The 18,236-nt window shown below is 60.7% G+C and carries 16 protein-coding genes; 9 read left to right on the plus strand and 7 right to left on the minus strand.

Translation table 11 applies throughout. From position 1 onward, the window contains the following. Nucleotides 1-333: 333 nt before the first annotated feature. Both ACDZ94_RS13985 and ACDZ94_RS13990 read right to left on the minus strand, forming a co-directional pair. On the minus strand, nt 334-1,272 hold the full coding sequence (locus tag ACDZ94_RS13985; protein ID WP_064452161.1) for a magnesium transporter CorA family protein: 939 nt from the start codon (nt 1,270-1,272) through the stop codon (nt 334-336). Nucleotides 1,273-1,278: 6 nt separating this feature from the next. Next, complete coding sequence (locus ACDZ94_RS13990) at nt 1,279-2,865, minus strand: RimK family protein (protein ID WP_064452160.1); 1,587 nt, start codon at nt 2,863-2,865, stop codon at nt 1,279-1,281. A 94-nt stretch (nt 2,866-2,959) separates the two neighbouring features. Here ACDZ94_RS13990 and ACDZ94_RS13995 point away from each other — a divergent pair, with 94 nt between their 5' ends. Beyond that, entirely contained in the window at nt 2,960-4,060 is a 1,101-nt protein-coding gene (locus tag ACDZ94_RS13995; protein WP_432750311.1) for a peptidase C39 family protein, read from the plus strand. Here ACDZ94_RS13995 and sfnG read toward each other — a convergent pair. Continuing rightward, complete coding sequence (gene sfnG, locus ACDZ94_RS14000) at nt 4,044-5,129, minus strand: dimethylsulfone monooxygenase SfnG (RefSeq protein ID WP_432750312.1); 1,086 nt, start codon at nt 5,127-5,129, stop codon at nt 4,044-4,046. The two genes, ACDZ94_RS13995 and sfnG, sit on opposite strands and share 17 nt — an antisense overlap. A 268-nt stretch (nt 5,130-5,397) precedes the next feature. Between sfnG and ACDZ94_RS14005 the strand changes: the two genes are divergently transcribed. After that, nucleotides 5,398-6,636 carry an acyl-CoA dehydrogenase family protein gene (locus ACDZ94_RS14005; RefSeq protein ID WP_432750313.1) on the plus strand — a complete coding sequence of 413 codons (1,239 nt, stop codon included), beginning with the start codon at nt 5,398-5,400 and terminating at the stop codon, nt 6,634-6,636. Between the two features lie 52 nt (nt 6,637-6,688). On the opposite strand, the gene ACDZ94_RS14010 is transcribed toward ACDZ94_RS14005, so the two are convergent. Together ACDZ94_RS14010 and ACDZ94_RS14015 are read right to left on the minus strand one after the other, a co-directional pair. After that, nucleotides 6,689-7,474: a sulfite exporter TauE/SafE family protein gene (locus tag ACDZ94_RS14010; protein WP_128590550.1), complete on the minus strand. Its 786-nt coding sequence runs from the start codon at nt 7,472-7,474 to the stop codon at nt 6,689-6,691. Nucleotides 7,475-7,556: 82 nt separating this feature from the next. Continuing rightward, nucleotides 7,557-8,336, minus strand: a complete 780-nt coding sequence (locus tag ACDZ94_RS14015; protein ID WP_064452155.1) for a class I SAM-dependent methyltransferase — start codon at nt 8,334-8,336, stop codon at nt 7,557-7,559. Nucleotides 8,337-8,473: 137 nt separating this feature from the next. Between ACDZ94_RS14015 and ACDZ94_RS14020 the strand changes: the two genes are divergently transcribed. From ACDZ94_RS14020 to ACDZ94_RS14030, 3 genes are all read left to right on the plus strand, one after another. Then, nucleotides 8,474-8,995, plus strand: a complete 522-nt coding sequence (locus ACDZ94_RS14020; RefSeq protein ID WP_432750314.1) for a DUF3455 domain-containing protein — start codon at nt 8,474-8,476, stop codon at nt 8,993-8,995. An 84-nt stretch (nt 8,996-9,079) separates the two neighbouring features. Continuing rightward, nucleotides 9,080-9,613, plus strand: a complete 534-nt coding sequence (locus ACDZ94_RS14025) for a sigma-70 family RNA polymerase sigma factor (protein ID WP_064454926.1) — start codon at nt 9,080-9,082, stop codon at nt 9,611-9,613. Continuing rightward, nucleotides 9,610-10,284, plus strand: a complete 675-nt coding sequence (locus tag ACDZ94_RS14030) for an anti-sigma factor (protein WP_064452153.1) — start codon at nt 9,610-9,612, stop codon at nt 10,282-10,284. The genes ACDZ94_RS14025 and ACDZ94_RS14030 overlap by 4 nt, the downstream gene beginning before the upstream one ends. Here the strand turns inward: ACDZ94_RS14030 and ACDZ94_RS14035 are convergent, their stop codons facing one another. Together ACDZ94_RS14035 and ACDZ94_RS14040 are read right to left on the minus strand one after the other, a co-directional pair. Next, complete coding sequence (locus tag ACDZ94_RS14035; protein WP_262667754.1) at nt 10,285-11,586, minus strand: ATP-binding protein; 1,302 nt, start codon at nt 11,584-11,586, stop codon at nt 10,285-10,287. 3 nt (nt 11,587-11,589) lie between these two features. Then, complete coding sequence (locus tag ACDZ94_RS14040; RefSeq protein ID WP_053256356.1) at nt 11,590-12,291, minus strand: response regulator transcription factor; 702 nt, start codon at nt 12,289-12,291, stop codon at nt 11,590-11,592. Nucleotides 12,292-12,462: 171 nt separating this feature from the next. On the opposite strand from ACDZ94_RS14040, the gene ACDZ94_RS14045 reads away from it, so the two are divergent. From ACDZ94_RS14045 to ACDZ94_RS14060, 4 genes are all read left to right on the plus strand, one after another. Then, nucleotides 12,463-13,617: an efflux RND transporter periplasmic adaptor subunit gene (locus ACDZ94_RS14045; RefSeq protein WP_221294580.1), complete on the plus strand. Its 1,155-nt coding sequence runs from the start codon at nt 12,463-12,465 to the stop codon at nt 13,615-13,617. 6 nt (nt 13,618-13,623) lie between these two features. Further along, nucleotides 13,624-16,713, plus strand: coding sequence for an efflux RND transporter permease subunit (locus ACDZ94_RS14050; protein ID WP_064452151.1), 3,090 nt, complete (start codon nt 13,624-13,626; stop codon nt 16,711-16,713). Between the two features lie 52 nt (nt 16,714-16,765). Then, the gene (locus tag ACDZ94_RS14055) at nt 16,766-17,407 is read left to right on the plus strand and encodes a DUF1345 domain-containing protein (RefSeq protein WP_432750315.1); all 642 of its coding nucleotides are present in this window, start codon (nt 16,766-16,768) and stop codon (nt 17,405-17,407) included. A 320-nt stretch (nt 17,408-17,727) separates the two neighbouring features. Continuing rightward, a complete protein-coding gene (locus ACDZ94_RS14060) occupies nt 17,728-18,195 on the plus strand; it encodes a hypothetical protein (protein ID WP_064452149.1) in 468 nt (155 codons plus the stop codon). The last annotated feature ends 41 nt before the right edge of the window (nt 18,196-18,236 follow it).

Here is an 18,236-nt window from a genome sequence, read left to right on the forward strand (position 1 = left end):
TGGCCGAACGCAGGCTTGAATCCGTGGGTAACCCGGCAGGACGCCGGGTTAGCCGCACTGGGCCAGGGATGGCCCATTGCGGCGGCCCACGGATTCAAGCCGGAGTGAGGGCATGCCGAGCCTGGGCGAGGCACCGAGTGGTGGGGCAAAGCGTTTTTTGGTTACTTTTTTAGGCGCTTTGTAAAAAAGTGACCCGCCGTAAGGGCGGAACCCTAAGCAGCCGTTACCGCAGCAACGGATATGTACGCAATCCCCCCAACCCCCTCAACACAAAGAGTTGCGTAGACACCTATGGCCATCGCAGGCAAGCCAGCGCCCACAGGTGTTCAGCGTTCACACCACATTTGCGCCACCCGCGATGCGTTTGAGCCCCACCACCATCAACCCCGCCCCAACGCCCATCGCCACCATCAGCAGCGGGTACGACACCCACCACGGTGTACCCGCCGTCATCATGCTGAACTCCGACATGCCGCCCACGCTGGCAATCAGGTTAAGCGGCAGGAACACCACGTTGATCAACGTCAGCTTGCGCAGCAGGTTGTTCATGCTGTTGTTCATCAGGTTGCCGCGCGCGTCGATCAACCCGGAAAACACATTGGAGTAGATCTCCGCCTGCTTGTAGCACTGGTGGTTTTCAATGATCAGGTCATCGATCAGCCCCAGGATCTCGGCGCTGAAATGTTCCTTTTCCCCATGATTGCGCAACCGCGACAGCACCGCGCCGTTGCTGTGCAGCGCGTTGATGTAATAGATCAGGCTCTCGCTGAGGTTGAACATTTGCATCAGGTGATGGTTGCTCATCGACGCGTTGAACTGTTGCTGCAACTCCCGCGCGACCAGCTTGATCACCTTGAGGTGGCCCAGGTAGTGATGGATGTTGTTGAGCAACAGATCGAGCAGCACATCCAATGGCGTGTGCAGCGGCCGGCGAGCGCCGAGGCCGGACAGCGGGGTTTCATCGGTAGCAATCACCAGCAGGCGACCCGGCGAAAACAACAGGCCGCAGGACGCCACTTCAAACATCAGGTTGCCACCACCGGAGTATTTCTCCGGGCGTTTCCAGATCAGGAACAGGTAGTCGGGGTGAAATTCAATGCGTGAGACTTCGTCCGGGTCGAGTGCCGAGGCCAGGGCGTGTTCGTCGAGTTTATGGTGGTCGCGCAGCCATTCGCGTTCGGCAACATCCGGGTTATTGAACAGCATGATCGGAGCGTCGTCCCTGTCCCCTTTGCGCAGCTTTCCGTCGGTCAGTTCAAAACGCTGGATCATGGCGCGTCACCAGACCTGGCCTTGGCGTTTCAATTCCAGGCGCCGTACAAACTCCTCCAGCACCAGCGCATACAGGTCGTCTTGCAAATAGGCATCTTCGATACCGGCATCCATATTGGGGTTGTCGTTGACCTCGATCACCACCACCTTGTCGCCGGATTGCTTGAGGTCGACGCCGTACAGGCCGTCGCCGATCAGGTTGGCGGTCTTGACCGCCAGTTCCACCACCGCCTTGGGCGCTTCGTGGACCGCCAGGGTGCGGCATTCGCCGTTGATGTCCTGGCCGATGGCCTTGTGGTTGTAGATCTGCCAATGGCCCTTGGACATGAAGTACTGGCAGGCAAAGATCGGCTTGCGGTTGAGTACGCCGATGCGCCAGTCGTACTCGGTGTAGAAAAACTCCTGGGCCAGTAACAGCACCGAGTGTTCAAACAACTCGGCGGTGGCCTTGAGCAAGGCTTCCTGGCTTTCAACCTTGATCACGCCCCGGGAGAAACAACCGTCGGGGATCTTCAACACCAGCGGGAAGCCGAGGCGTTCGCCGACCCGCTCGAAATCTTCCGGTCGCTCCTTGTAGAGAATCTCGGTGGCGGGCATACCCAGTTGGTGACTGTTGAGCAGGTCGGTGAGGTAGACCTTGTTGGTACAGCGCAGGATCGACGCCGGGTCATCCATCACCACCAGGCCTTCGCTTTCGGCTTTCTTGGCAAAACGGTAGGTGTGGTTGTCGACGCTGGTGGTCTCACGGATCAGCAAGGCGTCGTACTCGGCGAGGCGCGAGTAATCCTTGCGCTCGATCAGTTCCACATCAATGCCCAGGCCCTTGCCGACGCGCACGAAGTTCTCCAGCGCCTTGGCATTCGACGGCGGCAATTGCTCCTGGGGATCATGGAGGATGGCCAGGTCATAGCGGGCCAATCGACGTGAGCGCGGTTGGCGCCAGATCTTGCGGCTGAAGTTGTCGAGGGCGTGGGCGAACTGGTCTTCCTGGTCGTCGCGTAACTTGTGCAATACGCCGGATTTCACGCCCTCGATATGCCAGCCGTTGTTCTTGCGAAATTCAACTAACAAGATCGGACACGGGAAGGTTTCAAACAGCTGACGGGCCAACTCCTGCAACGGTTCTATATTGGTTCGGCCAAAGTACAGCGTCAGGGTAAACCCTTCGGTATTGCTGTAGAGGTGATGACTCAAGGCTTTATCGAGGGTTTTATCCAAGTCATCCAGGGACAAGCCATACAGCGACTTTTTGGTCAGTTCGCTGATGGTACGCACCGATGGAATCACCTTGTGCCCTCGTGCTTCGGCCAGCAACGAGCAGTAGTAACCGTGCCCCAGGTACTTGTAGCTACGGCACAGGTTGATGACCTGCACGCGCTTGCCCGTTTCGTTCTCGCGGGTTTGCTCGAGGTACTCCTGGGCCGTCACGATGTCTTCGCTGGGGAAGTAGGAGGCCCAATCTTCCTTGCGCTCGACAATAATCACGACTTGACTGGAACCTTTAAGAGGCGCGGAAAAATAACCGTTGGAAGTTATTGTCGCCGCGACGGTTTGCTCGGATACTTCACGCCAATGACTTTGTACCGCCGACATAATATTTGATCCGCTTTAGAGAACTCGACCTTTTCTATTAAGCACGATCTTTTAGAGAAGTCCCGTTTCGTTACGCAACTTTTACGGCGGTCATATGGCTCTTTCCTTTCGCGTTGCAACCCCCGCTGATGTGCCCGAATTGGTGGCGCTGGAACAGCATTGTTTCACCACTGACCGGCTCTCGCCGCGCAGTTTCCAGTGGATGGTCAGCCGCGCCCATGGCCAGTTGCTGGTCGCGGAAAATGAGCAGCAATTGCTCGGTTATGCGCTGGTGTTGTTCCATCGCGGCACCTCGCTGGCGCGGCTCTACTCCATCGCGATCGCCGAGCATGCACGGGGCACGGGCCTGGGCAAGCAGTTGCTGACGCGCATTGAGGCCTGCGCCGTAGCGCATGATTGCGCTTACCTGCGCCTGGAGGTGCGCACCGACAACCCCGGCGCCCTCGCCCTGTATGAACGCAATGGCTACCGCCGCTTTGCCCTGATCAACGACTATTACGAAGACCACACCGCCGCCATCCGCCTGGAAAAACGCATTCTCCAGCATCAGGTCGCGCGCCCGCAGAGCGTGCCGTACTACCAGCAGACCACCGACTTCACCTGCGGCGCCGCCTGCCTGCTGATGGCCATGGGCGCGCTGGTACCGCATCGCCTCGCCCAGCGCCGCGAAGAGCTGCAAATCTGGCGCGAGGCGACCACCGTGTTCATGACCGCAGGCCATGGCGGCTGTAGCCCGCAAGGCTTGGCCCTGGCGGCCTGGCGTCGGGGGTTCAGGGTGCGAATGCAGGTGAATGTAAGCGGGCCGCTGTTTCTCGACGGCGTGCGCGACCAGCATAAAAAGGACGTCATGCGCCTGGTCCACGAGGCGTTTGAGGAAGAGCTGGCAGGCAGCGATGTTGAGCAGGTGCTCGGCGGCGCGCTGGATTTACCTCAAGTATTGCAGGACGGCGGACAGCCGCTGGTGTTGATCAGCAGCTACCGCCTCACCCGCTCCAAATCGCCCCATTGGGTGATGGTCACCGATTGCGACGAGGACTTCGTTTACCTGCACGACCCCGATGTAGACCACAGCCAGCATCGCCAGCCCCTGGACTGCCAGCACCTGCCGGTCAGCCATGGGGAGTTCGAGCGAATGTGCCGGTTCGGCAATAACAAATTGCGTGCGGCGGTTGTGCTTTTCAAGCCACTTGCTTGATCCCGGCCTTGGCTTCCAGCTCGCGAACCAGCGGCAACACGCGTTTGCCGAAGTACTCGACTTCCTCCTGGAAGTGCAGGAAGCCGGCCAGCACCAGGTCAACGCCCACGGCCTTGAGCGCGACGATGCGCTCGGCAATCTGCTGCGGGGTGCCGATCAGGTTGGTCTTGAAGCCGTCGTTGTATTGCACCAGGTCTTCGAAGCTGGACTTGGCCCAGTTGCCCTCACCTTCCGGCGAGGCCTTGCCTGCCTGCTTGGCGGCATCACCAAACGCATTCACCGCTTCGGGGTCGGCCTTGTCGATGATTTCTGCGAGCACGGCGCGGGCTTCTTCCTCGGTGTCGCGGGCGATCACAAAGGCATTCACGCCGACTTTGACCGAATGGTTATTCGCGGCAGCCTTGGTACGAATGTCATCCACCTGGGCCTTGATGCCTTCCGGCGTGTTGCCGTTGGTGAAGTACCAGTCCGACACGCGTGCGGCCATGTCCCGCGCCGCCCGCGAGCTGCCGCCCTGGAAGACTTCCGGCTGGCCCAGCGGCTTGGGCTTGAGGGTGTAGTTGTTGAAACGGTAGAAGTCGCCCTTGAAGGTGAAATCGTCCTGGGTCCAGATGCCCTTCAGCGCGCGGATAAATTCCTCGGAGCGGCGATAGCGCTCGTCGTGCTCCAGCCACGGCTCACCGATGGCCTGGAATTCGCCCTTGAACCAGCCACTGACGATATTCACCGCGATACGGCCGTTGGTGAGCTGGTCGATAGTCGCCAGTTGCTTGGCCGCCAGCGCCGGCTGCCATGGGCCGGGCAAGATCGCGGCGATGACCTTGAGCGTGGTGGTGGCCGCCAGCAGCGCATGGCTGAACGCCACGGATTCATGCTGATTTTCGGCGCCGTAGCCTGCGGTGAAGCGAATTTGCGTGAGGCCGTATTCAAAGCCTGCCGCTTCGGCCAACTGCGCCAGTTTGCGGTTGTAGTCGATGCCCCAATGGGTGCGTTGTTCAATTTTGCTCACCACCAACCCACCGCTCACGTTGGGCACCCAGTAGGCAAATTTCACGGCTTGCTGACTCATCTAGCGGTACCTCGCAAAAAGGGATGTACCGAAGGGTTGAGCAGCAAGCGTGCCAGGCCTTGGCAAACGCCCGGGCCATGGGCATCGCGGCAAGAAACACAGCGCTGGGTCGCTGGGCGACGAATGTCAGGGATCGCGCCGGTTTGTCGAAACACTGTTGCTGGAGCAACAGTGAATTGCACCCTTTGCCCCTGAATACGGGCTGAAGAACCCGGCACGGACTGTGCAATCACCGTAACACTTGATCACTGCCCAGGAGCCGTACCCCATGACCGAGCAACACGTCATCAACCCGCTGTCCACCGGCGTCGATTACCCCACCCTGGCCGCACGTTTTCGGCCGATATTCCAGCGTATCGCCGACGGCGCAGTGGCGCGTGAACAAAGCCGCACCCTGCCCCACGAGCCGATTCAATGGCTCAAGGAGGCCGGCTTTGGCGCGGTGCGGGTGCCGGTGGAATACGGCGGTGGTGGTGCGTCCCTGCCGCAGTTGTTCGAACTGCTGATTGAATTGGCCGCCGCTGACTCCAACGTGCCTCAGGCCCTGCGCGGCCACTTCGCCTTTGCCGAAGACCGCCTGAATGCACCACCGAGCGCGGGTGGCGACCTGTGGTTCAAGCGTTTTGTCGATGGCGATATCGTCGGCTGCGCCTGGACTGAAATCGGCAATGTCGCGATCGGCGACGTCGTCACCCAGGTCAGCCCCGACGGTGACCAATGGAAACTTAACGGCGAAAAGTTCTACAGCACCGGCAGCATTTTCTCCGACTGGATCGACGTATATGCCCAGCGCAGCGACACCGGTGGCGACGTGATTGCCGCCACCCGCACGCGCCAACCCGGCGTGGTGCAAAGCGATGACTGGGACGGCTTCGGCCAGCGCACCACCGGCAGCGGCACCACGCGCTTTACCGACGCCATCGTCGAAACGGAAAACCTCATCGATTTTGCCACCCGTTTCAAATACCAGACGGCGTTTTACCAGTTGGTGCTGCTGGCGAGCCTGGCCGGCATTGGTCGCGCCGCGCTCAACGACGTGGCGCATCAGGTGCGCAGTCGCAAACGCATTTACAGCCATGGCAATGCCGCCCACGTCAGCCAGGATGCGCAGGTTCAACAAGTCGTCGGTGAGGTGGCAGCACTGGTCTACGCCGCCGAGGCCGGCGCGCTTAAAGCCGCAGTGCCGGCGCAACAGGCGTACCTGGCGCGATTTGCCGGGGATGACGCTGCTGAGCGTGCAGCGAATGTGGCTGCCGAGATTGAATCAGCGACGGCGCAGGTGGTGGTGTCAGCGCTGATCCAGCGTGCCACCAGCGAATTGTTCAACGCACTGGGGGCCTCGGACGTGCGCCAGGGTAAAGCCCTCGACCGCCACTGGCGCAATGCGCGCACCGTGTCATCCCACAACCCGGTGATCTACAGGGCGCGCATCGTGGGTGATTGGTTGATCAACGGCACCGAGCCACCGTTTGTATGGCAGATCGGCAACGGCCCGGCCAAAATCTGACGCGGAAAACAGGTGGGAGCAGGCCCGCTCCCACACTTGAATGGCGTACGCCTTAGAACGCCAGCTTGTAGCCGATGGTCATCAACATGATCGCCAGGCATGGGCGTAATACGCCGTCCGGGACTTTGCCGGTCATGTGGCTGCCGAGGTAAATCCCCGGCAGCGACCCCATCAGCAAAAAGCCCAGCAGGTGCCAGTCCATATTACCCATGCTGGCGTGGCCCAGGCCCGCCACCAGGGTCAACGGCACGGCATGGGCGATCTCGGTGCCGACTAAACGTCGGGTAGCCAGAAACGGGTACAGGATAAACAGCGCGACGGTGCCCAGGGCGCCGGCGCCGATAGAGGTCAAGGCAACCATGGTGCCCAGAATTGCGCCGGTGAGCACCGTCAGCGCGTTCAGGTTACGCGGGCTCATGTGGTAGTCATCGCCGGCATGGCGCTGGGCGAAGGCCAACAGGCTTTTCTTGAACAGGATCGCCAGGGCGGTCAACAGCAGCACCACGCCAAGGGCTTGCTTGATCACCGCGTTCATCGCGCTGGGGTCGGTGTGCAGGCTGGCGAGGAACCACAAGGTCAGCAGCACGGCGGGCACACTGCCCAGGGTCAGCCAGCCGGTGATGGTCCAGTCGATGTTCTTGTTCTTGCTGTGTACCAGCACACCACCGGACTTGGTGATGGCGGCGTACAACAGGTCGGTGCCCACGGCGGTGGCCGGGTTAATGCCGAACCACAACAGGATCGGGGTCATCAAAGAGCCCCCACCTACACCCGTCATGCCCACGATAAAACCAACGATCAGGCCAGCGATTACAAAACCAATATTACCTACATCCATTGCAGCTACCCGCGGCCTTATAAATTTCTGGCCGCAGGATAGCGATTTTTCTTATAACGACTTATATCAATATGATCTGACTTTATGCTTTTTCTGTCAGCCGATGGCAGACGTAGGCTTGAGTCTGGTACTGAAAAGCTACCGTATCGCGCCCGCGCAAAGCAGGATGGGTGTCGATCAGCGTGAGCAATTGCGCAGTCACCGTGGCCTTTTGCGCGGCAGGCAGCGCCGCGATGAAGCTCACCGACAGAAAGCGATCCATGATCACTTCCTGAGGGCTGCCCACATGTTGATAGGGAAAGCAGGTGATTTCGGGCGCGGAAAAATATTTGCCGGTGAAGGCTTCGCGCCAACGGCCGCTGTGAAAGCGCGGCGTGTCGCCTTCGTATGGCGTGATGATTTCAGTCATGGCGGCGACCCAATCCACCGACTCGTCGCGCACATTCCACACCAATCCCAGGCGTCCATCCGGTTTGAGTACCCGGTGGATTTCCGCCACGGCCGCCTCGGTGGCAAACCAGTGGAAGGCTTGTGCGCACACCACCGCATCCGCAACGGCGCTTTCCAGCGGAATCGCTTCGGCGGTGCCATTGACCAGGTGCACATCCGGCAGCAGCTTGCTCAACTGCGCGCCCATTGCCGGCACCGGCTCCACGGCAATCAGCGTGGGCGCCAGGGTATTGAGCAAGCGGGTGAACTTGCCGGTGCCGGCGCCCAGGTCGATGACCGTCGACTGCGCGCTAATACCCAGTGTGTCGCTCAACCAGCCGGTGAGTTGCCGTGGATAGTCCGGTCGACCGTGGGCGTAAGCGACGGCCTGGGTAGAAAACCCTTGTTGAGCAGACGCGTGAATACCAGTCATTGCCAATCTCTCCTCGGGTAAAGCGGGTGCACAGTGTGCGCCCTTCGCATTTTATTTTCTAACCGGTGCATCCAATCAGGCGGCTCATGGGTAGTACCCACAGCAACCCTGCTGTTCTACTCAATGGAGAAGTCCCGATGAACGCTAAAGCATTGCTCTGCCTGACTGGTTTGCTCCTCGGCGCCCCCACCGCCTTTGCCCAAACCGGTTTACCCGACAGCATCAAGGTGCCGGATGGCCACAAGGTGGCGCTGGAGACCACCGGCGTCGGCGAAATCACCTACGAATGCCGCGACAAAGCTAACGCTGCCGGCCAGACCGAATGGACCTTCGTCGGCCCCAAAGCGGCACTGAATGACCGCAGCGGCAAGCCAGTGGGCACCTACTTCGGCCCGCCGGCCACCTGGCAAGCCAAGGACGGTTCAAAGGTCACCGGCACCCAATTGGCGGTGGCGCCGTCGGGTGCGGGCAACCTGCCCTATCAGTTGGTCAAGGCCAACCCGGCCGAGGGCAAGGGTGCGATGACTGGCGTGAGTTATATCCAGCGGGTCGCTCTTAAAGGGGGCGTGGCGCCGAGTACCGCGTGCACCGCCGCCAACAAGGGCAAGCAGGAAGTGGTGAAATACCAGGCCGACTACATATTCTGGGCAGCCAACTGAGCACATTCAGCTAGGCTAATGCGCTGGCGCCCCGACCTTTGGGTCGGGGCATTGATCATGTTCTTGCGGCGGAAACCCCGGTCCTTGCCTGAAGCCCCTTTTGACTACGAAGCCTGCCTTCTGGCCTGCGCGCGTGGCGATCAACGCGCCCTGCGTCGGCTGTATGAGCAGGACAGCAGCCGTCTGCTCGGCGTGGCCTTGCGCATTGCCCGCGACAAAGCCCTGGCCGAGGACATCGTGCACGACGCGTTTATCAAGATCTGGCGCGGCGCCGCCAGCTTCGACCCCGACCGCGGTTCGGCGCGTGGCTGGGTATTCAGCGTGACCCGGCACCTGGCCTTGAATTTCGTGCGCAATCATCACCGCGAGGTGCCGTTAGGCGAGGAACATGACGACCTCGCCGCCGCCGACGACGACGCCGTTGAGTTCAGCGCACGCAGCGGGCAGATTCACCATTGCCTGGAACAGCTAGACCCGGCCCGCCGCCGTTGCATCCTCCACGCCTATGTCGACGGCTATTCCCAGAGTGAAATCGCGCAGAAACTGGACACCCCGCTGGGGACCGTCAAAGCCTGGATCAAACGTAGCCTCGCCGCGCTGCGGGAGTGCATGGCATGAGTAACCCATTGGACGAACTGGCCAGCGAATACGTGCTGGGCACCCTGCCCTTTGAACAGCGCGCCGAGGTTGAACGACGCCTGCAACACGACGCCGCGTTGCGCACGGCGGTGGACGCCTGGGAACAACGCCTGTTGCCCCTGACGGCATTGGCCGAACCGGTCCCCCCGTCCGCACAGCTATGGCGGCGCATCGAACGCACTGTTGGGCGCGCCGATACCCGCGAGCCCTGGTGGAACCTGCTTGCACTCTGGCGCGGTTTGGCCGGTGCGGGGCTGGTCACCACACTGGTACTGGCCGCGCTGCTGCTGACCCGCCCGCCCAGCGCTGAACCGACCTTTGTGGTGGTGCTGGTGGCGCCTCAAAGCCAGGCACCGGGTTGGGTCATCCAGGCCAGCAATACTCAACAGATCCAGTTGATTCCGTTGGGCGTGATGGACGTGCCGGCCGACAAGGCCCTGCAATTCTGGACCAAAGGCGATGGCTGGCAAGGCCCCGTATCACTGGGCCTGGTCAAACCGGGGCAGACCCTGTCGGTGCCCTTGGACAAACTGCCACCCCTCACGCCAAACCAGCTGTTCGAGCTGACCCTGGAAGACCCGCGTGGTTCGCAGACCGGCAAGCCGACCGGGCCGATCCAGGCCATCGGCCGCGCCGTCAAGGTGCTCTGATCAGCCGACGCTGGGCAACCACACGCGAAACCGCGCACCGCCCAGCGGCGATGCCAGCGCCGTTAACGTGCCGCCCTGGGCTTCCATCGCCCGCCGACTGATCGCCAAGCCCAGGCCGAAGCCGCCGGTGGCGCGGTCGCGGCTACGGTCCAGGCGGTAAAACGGCTCGAAAATACGCTCACGCTGGTCCACGGGAATGCCGATGCCATCGTCATCCACCCAGATTTCACAGCCATTGGCACAGACCTTGACGCCTACCTGGATGCGCTTGTCGCAATACCGCGTGGCATTGCGCAGCAGGTTCTGCAGGGCGCGGGCCGTGAGGCGCGGGTCGAGGCTGACGCGCTCCACGGCACAGTCGAGCGCCACATCGATGACAATCTCGGGGTTTTCCAACTCGTCATCGACGCTGCCCAGCACGCTGTCGATAAACTCGTCGAGCACCACTTCCACACGCTCCGGCAACTGCGCCGGGTTTTGCAGGCGGCTGTAGGAGAGCAATTCCAGCACTAATTCGTCCAGCTCGCGGATGTGCGCCACGAGGCTTTGCAGACGCTCGCGACTGGCCTGGGGCAAGTCTTCCGACAGGGCCAGGGCCAGGCCGAAGTCCAGGCGCGTCAGCGGCGTGCGCAGTTCGTGGGAGACGGCATTGAGCAGGTCGCGCTGCTGGTTGAGCAGGCGCTCGATATCGTCGGCCATGGTGTCAAACACCGTGGCCAGGCTGCCGATGTTGGACCTGGCGGGAATGTGCGTACGCTCAGCCAGGTTGCCCCTGCCCAACTGGACGGCGGTGGTCTTCAGGCGCTCCAGGTCGCGCCAATGCGGGCGCAGCCAAAACAGCAGGCACGCCAGCAGCGCAGCACCGATCAACACGTTCATCGACCAGTACAGCAGGTTCATGTCCAGCGGGTCGGGCGGGATCGTCAGCTTGACCACAAATTGATCGTTGACCGGTGAACTGATTTGATCCATCCAGCCCCACTCTCCCAGGCGGATCACCGGTTTGCCTTGCTCCAGCAGGTGCTCTTCTTCAGGGGTGTAACTCGCGTCCTGGCGCAGCAGCAGTTGCACTTTCAGCGGCGCAAAGTCACGGCCCAGTTGCGCGGTGACCTCTGACCAGTGCTCCACCGGCACGCGCAGATAGTGTTCGACGATCAACTTTTGCTGACCGCGACTCTGCTCGACGTTGTAGTTCATGTAGCGATGTTCGAACACCTTGATCACCAGTTTGGGAATCAGGTAGATCGCCGCACTGTAGGTGACGATGGTGATCAGGTAGAGGCGTAGCAGCGCACGAAACATGGATCAGCATTCCCACTCGGAACGGCTGAACAAGTAACCCTTGCCCCACACGGTCTTGATCTTGCGCGCTTCGCCGGCATGGTCGTCGAACTTGCGGCGCAGCTTGGAAATGGCCACGTCCACCGAGCGGTCGGTACCGTTGAACTCGATACCGCGCAGGCGTTGCAGAATCTGGTCGCGGCTGAGCACTTCACCGGCATGCCGGGCCAGCACCACCAGCAGGTTGTATTCACCGCTGGAAAGCTCCACCGCTTGCTCGCGCCACGTCACCGTGCGTTCGGACAGGTCGATACACAGGTTGCCCATGATGATCTGGTCGTTGGCAACCTGGGGGTCGGACAGGCTGCTGCGGCGCAACAAGGTGCGCACTCGCGCCAGCAATACGCGCGGCTCGCAGGGCTTGGTGACATAGTCGTCAGCGCCCATTTCCAGGCCCAGCACCTGATCGTGGCTGTCGTCTCGCGCGGTGAGCATCAGGATCGGCAAGCCCGCCGAGTCGGCACGCAGCAAGCGACACACCTGCAGGCCGTCAAGGCCCGGCAACATCAGGTCGAGGATCACCAGGTCCGGCGGGTTAAGGCGTGCGCGCTCGCGAACGTGATCGCCACGGCTGAGTACGCTGACGTGGTAGCCATTGCGTTCCAGGTAACTGGCAATCAGCTCGGAGAGCGCGGCGTCATCTTCCACCAGAAGGATGTTGGGCATGGTGTTTCCAAATAATGCGGTTTGTTGGTGTGTTGCAGGATTGTGCAAGGATATACGCCCCCGGCGCTCAGCGCGCCGCACCTTACATTTCTTCACAGACGGGCTACAGAGCTTCACAGCACCGCGGCGCAGGTGACTTTAGGATGCGCCAGTCAATATTGGGATATGAGCATGTCGAAGAATCTGTTTGCGCCGTTTTGCCTGCTGGCCTTGACGCTGGCACTGAGTGCTTGTGGCAAGTCGGCCGATGACGCGCCGGAAATGCCCTTGGCCAAAGTCCGCATCGAAACCCTGCAGGCCAAACCCCTCTCCATCACCAGCGAACTGAGCGGGCGAATCGCCGCACCGCGCATTGCCGAAGTGCGTGCACGGGTCGCTGGCGTGGTCATGCAGCGCGTGTTCAAGGAAGGCCACGACGTGAAACAGGGCGATGTGCTGTTTCGCATTGACCCGGCCCCGTTCAAGGCTGACCTGGACAGCGCTCGGGCCAACCTGGACAAGGCCCAGGCCAATGCCTTCCAGGCACGCCTGCAAGAACAGCGCTACAGCCAGTTGGTAGAAGGCAATGCCATCAGCGGCCAGGACTACGACAATGCCCGCGCCGCCGTGCGCCAGACCAACGCCGAAGTCGCCGCTAATAAGGCTGCCGTCGAGCGTGCGAAGCTGAACCTGGGCTACGCCACCGTCACTGCGCCGATCTCCGGCCGAATCGGCCGCGCGCTGGTGACCGAGGGTGCACTGGTGGGCCAGAACGAAGCCACGCCACTGGCGATCATCCAGCAACTGGACCCGATTCACGCCGACCTGACCCAGTCGACCCGCGAGCTGAATGACCTGCGCCGCGCCTTCCGTGCCGGCAGCTTGAAGCAGGTCGGCCAGGACCAGGCCAAGGCCACGCTGATCCAGGACGACGGCAGCCTGTACCCGCTGCCGGGCAAATTGCTGTTCGCCGAGATCAGCGTCGATCCAGGCACCGGGCAAATCATCCTGCGCAGCGAGTTCCCCAACCCTGACCTCGACCTGCTGCCCGGCAGTTTTGTGCGCGTGCGCCTGGAACAAGCGGTTGATAAGCAAGGCATCAGCGTGCCGCAACGCGCCATTACGCGCGACAGCGCCGGCATCCCGATGGTGCTGCTGTTGGACGCCGAGCAGACCGTCAGCCAACAGCCGGTGGAGCTGGGCGCGGTCGTCGAGGATCGCTGGATCGTCAGCAGCGGCCTCAAGCCCGGTGATCGCATCATCGTCGAAGGCCTGCAACACGCGCGCCCCGGTGAAAAAGTCGAAGTGGACGACAGCCCGGCCCCTGGCCAGCCCGTAAAGGAATAACCCGCCATGCCGCAGTTCTTTATTGACCGCCCGATTTTCGCCTGGGTGGTCGCCCTGTTTATCCTGCTGGCCGGTGCACTCGCCATCCCGCAGTTGCCGGTGGCGCAGTACCCCAACGTGGCGCCGCCAAAGGTGGAAATCTACGCGGTGTACCCGGGCGCTTCGGCCCAGACCCTGGATGAAAGCGTGGTCAGCCTGATTGAGCAGGAGCTCAACGGCGCCGATCACCTGCTGTATTTCGAATCCCAGAGCAGCCTGGGTTCGGCCACGATCACCGCCACCTTCCAGCCGGGCACCAACCCGGAAATGGCCCAGGTTGATGTGCAAAACCGCCTTAAAGCGGTAGAGCCGCGCTTGCCGCAAGCGGTGACCCAGCAAGGCTTGCAGGTGGAAAAGGTTTCCGCCGGCTTCCTGCTGCTGGTCACCCTGACCTCCAACGACGGCAAGCTCGATGACGTCGCGCTCAGCGATTACCTGGCACGCAACGTGATGAACGAGCTCAAGCGCCTGGACGGTGTGGGCAAAGCCCAGCTGTATGGCGCCGAGCGCGCCATGCGTATCTGGATCGATCCGCAGAAGCTGATCGGCTTCAACCTCACCCCGGCCGACGTGAACGCTGCAATCAGCGCGCAGAACGCCCAGGTCTCGGCGGGCAGCATCGGTGATTTGCCGGGTACCAAGACCCAGGAAATCACCGCCGCCATCCTGGTCAAGGGCCAACTGTCGACGCCGGCGGAATTCGCCGACATCGTGCTCAAAGCCAACCCTGACGGCTCCACCGTGCGTATCGGCGACGTGGCGCGGGTGGAGATCGGCAGCCAGGAATACCAGTTCTCCACGCGCCTGAACGGCAAGCCATCCACCGCCGTCAGTGTGCAGCTGTCGCCGGGCGCCAACGCGCTGAAAACGGCGACCCTGGTGCGGGCGAAGATGGACGAGCTGTCGCGCTACTTCCCGGCCAACGTGGAGTACAAGATCCCGTACGACACCTCGCCCTTCGTCAAGGTCTCGATTACCAAAGTGGTCTACACCTTGCTCGAGGCGATGGCGCTGGTGTTTGCGGTGATGTACCTGTTCCTGCAGAACGTGCGCTATACCTTGATCCCGACGCTGGTGGTGCCCATTGCATTGATGGGCACCTTCGCCACCATGTTGTTGCTGGGCTTCTCGATCAACGTGCTGACCATGTTCGGCATGGTGCTGGCGATCGGCATCCTGGTGGACGATGCGATTGTGGTAGTGGAGAACGTCGAGCGCATCATGGTCACCGAGGGTTTGTCGCCCAAAGAGGCCACGCGCAAGGCCATGGGCCAGATTACCGGGGCCATCGTCGGTATCACCCTGGTGTTGGTCGCGGTGTTTCTGCCAATGGCGTTCATGCCGGGTTCGGTCGGGGTGATCTACCAGCAGTTCTCGCTGTCGATGGCGACCTCGATCCTGTTCTCGGCGTTCCTCGCCCTGACGTTGACCCCGGCTTTGTGCGCGACCTTGCTCAAACCGATTGCCAAGGGCGAGCACCACGCCAAAAGCGGCTTTTTCGGCTGGTTCAACAAACGTTTTGAAAGCTTCACGGACCGTTATGAAGGCTGGGTGGCCTATGCCCTCAAGCGCAGCGGCCGTTACCTGCTGATCTACCTGGTATTGCTGGTGGGCCTGGGGTGGATGTTCAGCCGCCTGCCCTCTTCGTTCCTGCCGGTGGAGGACCAGGGTTACACCATCACCGATATCCAGTTGCCGCCGGGTGCGAGCAAGAACCGCACGGTGCAGGTGGCCGAGCAGATCGAAGCACATAACGCCGAGGAGCCTGGGGTGGGCGATACCACCATGATCATGGGCTTCAGTTTTTCCGGTTCCGGGCAGAACGCGGCGCTGGCGTTTACCACGCTCAAGGATTGGTCGAAACGCAGCAGCGAGGATTCGGCCTCGGCCATTGCCGACCGCGCCAACGCCGCTTTCGGCGAGCTTAAGGATGCGATTGCCTTTGCGATCCTGCCACCGCCCGTGGACGGCCTTGGCACCTCCAGCGGTTTCGAGTTCCGTTTACAGGACCGTGGCGGTGTCGGCCATGCCGCGTTGATGCAGGCGCGTACCGAGTTGCTGGCGGCCGCCGAGAAAAGCCCGATCCTGGCCAACGTGCGCGAAAGCGCCCTGGCTGAAGCGCCGCAAGTGCAGTTGCAGGTTGACCGCAAGCAGGCCAACGCCCTTGGGGTCTCCTTCGCGGACGTGGGTAATGTGCTGTCCTCGGCCATCGGCTCAGCCTATGTCAACGACTTCCCCAACCAGGGCCGCATGCAGCGGGTGGTCGTGCAGGCCGAAGGCGACCAGCGCAGCCAGGTGGCGGACTTGATGAAGATCAACGTGCGCAACAACGCCGGGAAGATGGTGCCGTTGTCGGCATTCGTCGAAGCCAAATGGACCCAGGGCCCTGCGCAGTTGACGCGTTACAACGGCTACCCGGCCATCGCCATCAGCGGTGAAGCAGCACCGGGGCACAGCACCGGTGAGGCGATGGAAGAAATTCAGCGCCTGGTCAGCCAACTGCCGGCGGGCCTGGGCCAGGAATGGACCGGGTTGTCGTTGCAGGAGCGCTTGTCCGGGTCCCAGGCGCCATTGCTGTTGGGCCTGTCGCTGTTGATCGTGTTCCTGTGCCTGGCCGCGCTGTATGAAAGCTGGTCGATTCCAACGTCGGTATTGTTGGTGGTGCCGCTGGGTGTGCTCGGCGCCGTATTGGCGGTGAGCTTGCGCGGCATGCCTAACGATGTGTTCTTCAAGGTCGGCCTGATCACCATCATTGGCTTGTCGGCGAAGAACGCGATCCTGATCATCGAGTTCGCCAAGGACTTGTATGAGCAGGGCGAAGACTTGATCGACGCCACCTTGAAAGCCGCGCGCCTGCGTTTACGGCCCATCATCATGACGTCCCTCGCCTTTATCCTCGGCGTGGTGCCGTTGGCCATTGCCACCGGTGCCAGCTCGGCCAGCCAGCAGGCGATCGGCACGGGTGTGATAGGCGGGATGATCACCGCAACACTGGCGGTGGTGTTTGTGCCGGTGTTCTTTGTGGTCGTCATGAAGCTGGTGCGCAAGCGTTCATAACCCGTTTGAAAATGCGCTATGGTGCTCACAACCTCCCCTGTTGTGAGCACCTATGGCCTTCCTCGCCCGCACCCACCCTCGCCTCTCCGTCGCCGCCGTCCTGGGCCTTGCCGTGGGCATCCTGGCGCCCGCCGACACGATCATCAGCAAAATCCTCATCGGCTGGAACGCCGGCGTCTGGACCTACCTGATACTGATGCTGTGGCTGACCAGCCGCTCGCGTGCCGACGACGTCAAACGCTTCGCCGAGATTGAGGATGAAAACGCAGGGTTGGTGCTGTTCATGGTGTGCATCGCGGCGATTGCCAGCCTGGCGACCATCACGCTGAACCTGGTGGGCAGCAAAGACCTGGACAGCACCGCGCGCCTGCTGCATTACGGTTTTACCGGTATGACGGTGATCGGTTCATGGTTGCTGACCGGCGTGATTTTCAGCGTGCATTACGCGCGGCTTTTTTATACGTGGGAAGGTGACGAGCCGGCGCTGCGCTTTGCCGAAGGTTTGCGTAACCCCAACTATTGGGACTTCCTGTACTTCTCGTTCACCATTGGCGTGGCGGTGCAGACGGCCGATGTAGGCGTTGCCACGCGCAGCATGCGTAAAGTGGTGTTGGGCCAATCGTTGATCGGCTTCTTGTTCAATACCGCCATCCTTGGCTTCTCGATCAATATCGCCGCGGGTCTGTTCAGCTGAGCTTGGCTGGCCAGACCCCTGGCCTTGTCGCCTGCACACTTAGATGAAAAAGCTATTAAAAGTCTTTTATTAGACTGTCAACTATGACAGTAGACAAGTGTGAGGAAAGGCCTCTAATAGCGTGAGCTATTCAAACATAGCGCTGTACGGGCACAGTTGAATACTGCCTTCACAAGCGGCGTAACGAAGAAGATAGACACGCATTTGTAAACTGTGAATTCTGACAGTTACATAAATATTTTATTTGTCGCTTGATACCTGCAGTCAGAAGCATCAGCGCTTCTGAATCTTGCAAAAACATCATTGATGGAGAGGCGATCATGGCAGCGACACTGAAATTGGCAACTGAAAAACCAGCCCCCCGCGACGCAACTGGCGAGGTAAAAGGAACGATTGGTGATCACTCATTTAAAACCGATATCGGTAAATGGAGCATCCATCAAGGCATTGTCAGCATGAACCTTATTCACAAACATGAAGACGGCAACGTGGCAGAAGATGTATTCATCCAATTCCCGAGCGATGTCGAATTCGGCAAAGAACTGCAACTGCGAACGCACAATCCTCCAATGGCCTGGGTTTCCTACAAGGCCGAAGACCCTGTTTTGGTCGCCCAGTGCATCAGCAGTCGCAGCGGAGATCCAGAAAACAAGCCTGGTAAAGCGATCCTGGTTATTGAAAAGCTGTCACTCAGTCCTTTTGAAGTCACCGGCAAGCTCCAGTCAACGACTAATGAGATTCGCATAGAATACGTCACCCTCAATTTTCACTTGAAACAGAGTAATTAACCAACGACAAAAAAGCCCTGATCGAAAGATCAGGGCTTTTT

The organism is Pseudomonas sp. UBT (assembly GCF_050915955.1).
Lineage (GTDB): Bacteria > Pseudomonadota > Gammaproteobacteria > Pseudomonadales > Pseudomonadaceae > Aquipseudomonas > Aquipseudomonas antarctica_A.

Bases quoted from the DNA above. Each gene is read 5' to 3' on its own strand.
- ACDZ94_RS13985 (WP_064452161.1), bottom strand. From the start codon at position 1,272: ATGATCCAGCGTTTTGAACTGACCGACGGAAAGCTGCGCAAAGGGGAC.
- ACDZ94_RS13990 (WP_064452160.1), bottom strand. From the start codon at position 2,865: ATGTCGGCGGTACAAAGTCATTGGCGTGAAGTATCCGAGCAAACCGTC.
- ACDZ94_RS13995 (WP_432750311.1), top strand. From the start codon at position 2,960: ATGGCTCTTTCCTTTCGCGTTGCAACCCCCGCTGATGTGCCCGAATTG.
- sfnG (WP_432750312.1), bottom strand. From the start codon at position 5,129: ATGAGTCAGCAAGCCGTGAAATTTGCCTACTGGGTGCCCAACGTGAGC.
- ACDZ94_RS14005 (WP_432750313.1), top strand. From the start codon at position 5,398: ATGACCGAGCAACACGTCATCAACCCGCTGTCCACCGGCGTCGATTAC.
- ACDZ94_RS14010 (WP_128590550.1), bottom strand. From the start codon at position 7,474: ATGGATGTAGGTAATATTGGTTTTGTAATCGCTGGCCTGATCGTTGGT.
- ACDZ94_RS14015 (WP_064452155.1), bottom strand. From the start codon at position 8,336: ATGACTGGTATTCACGCGTCTGCTCAACAAGGGTTTTCTACCCAGGCC.
- ACDZ94_RS14020 (WP_432750314.1), top strand. From the start codon at position 8,474: ATGAACGCTAAAGCATTGCTCTGCCTGACTGGTTTGCTCCTCGGCGCC.
- ACDZ94_RS14030 (WP_064452153.1), top strand. From the start codon at position 9,610: ATGAGTAACCCATTGGACGAACTGGCCAGCGAATACGTGCTGGGCACC.
- ACDZ94_RS14035 (WP_262667754.1), bottom strand. From the start codon at position 11,586: ATGTTTCGTGCGCTGCTACGCCTCTACCTGATCACCATCGTCACCTAC.
- ACDZ94_RS14040 (WP_053256356.1), bottom strand. From the start codon at position 12,291: ATGCCCAACATCCTTCTGGTGGAAGATGACGCCGCGCTCTCCGAGCTG.
- ACDZ94_RS14045 (WP_221294580.1), top strand. From the start codon at position 12,463: ATGTCGAAGAATCTGTTTGCGCCGTTTTGCCTGCTGGCCTTGACGCTG.
- ACDZ94_RS14050 (WP_064452151.1), top strand. From the start codon at position 13,624: ATGCCGCAGTTCTTTATTGACCGCCCGATTTTCGCCTGGGTGGTCGCC.
- ACDZ94_RS14055 (WP_432750315.1), top strand. From the start codon at position 16,766: ATGGCCTTCCTCGCCCGCACCCACCCTCGCCTCTCCGTCGCCGCCGTC.
- ACDZ94_RS14060 (WP_064452149.1), top strand. From the start codon at position 17,728: ATGGCAGCGACACTGAAATTGGCAACTGAAAAACCAGCCCCCCGCGAC.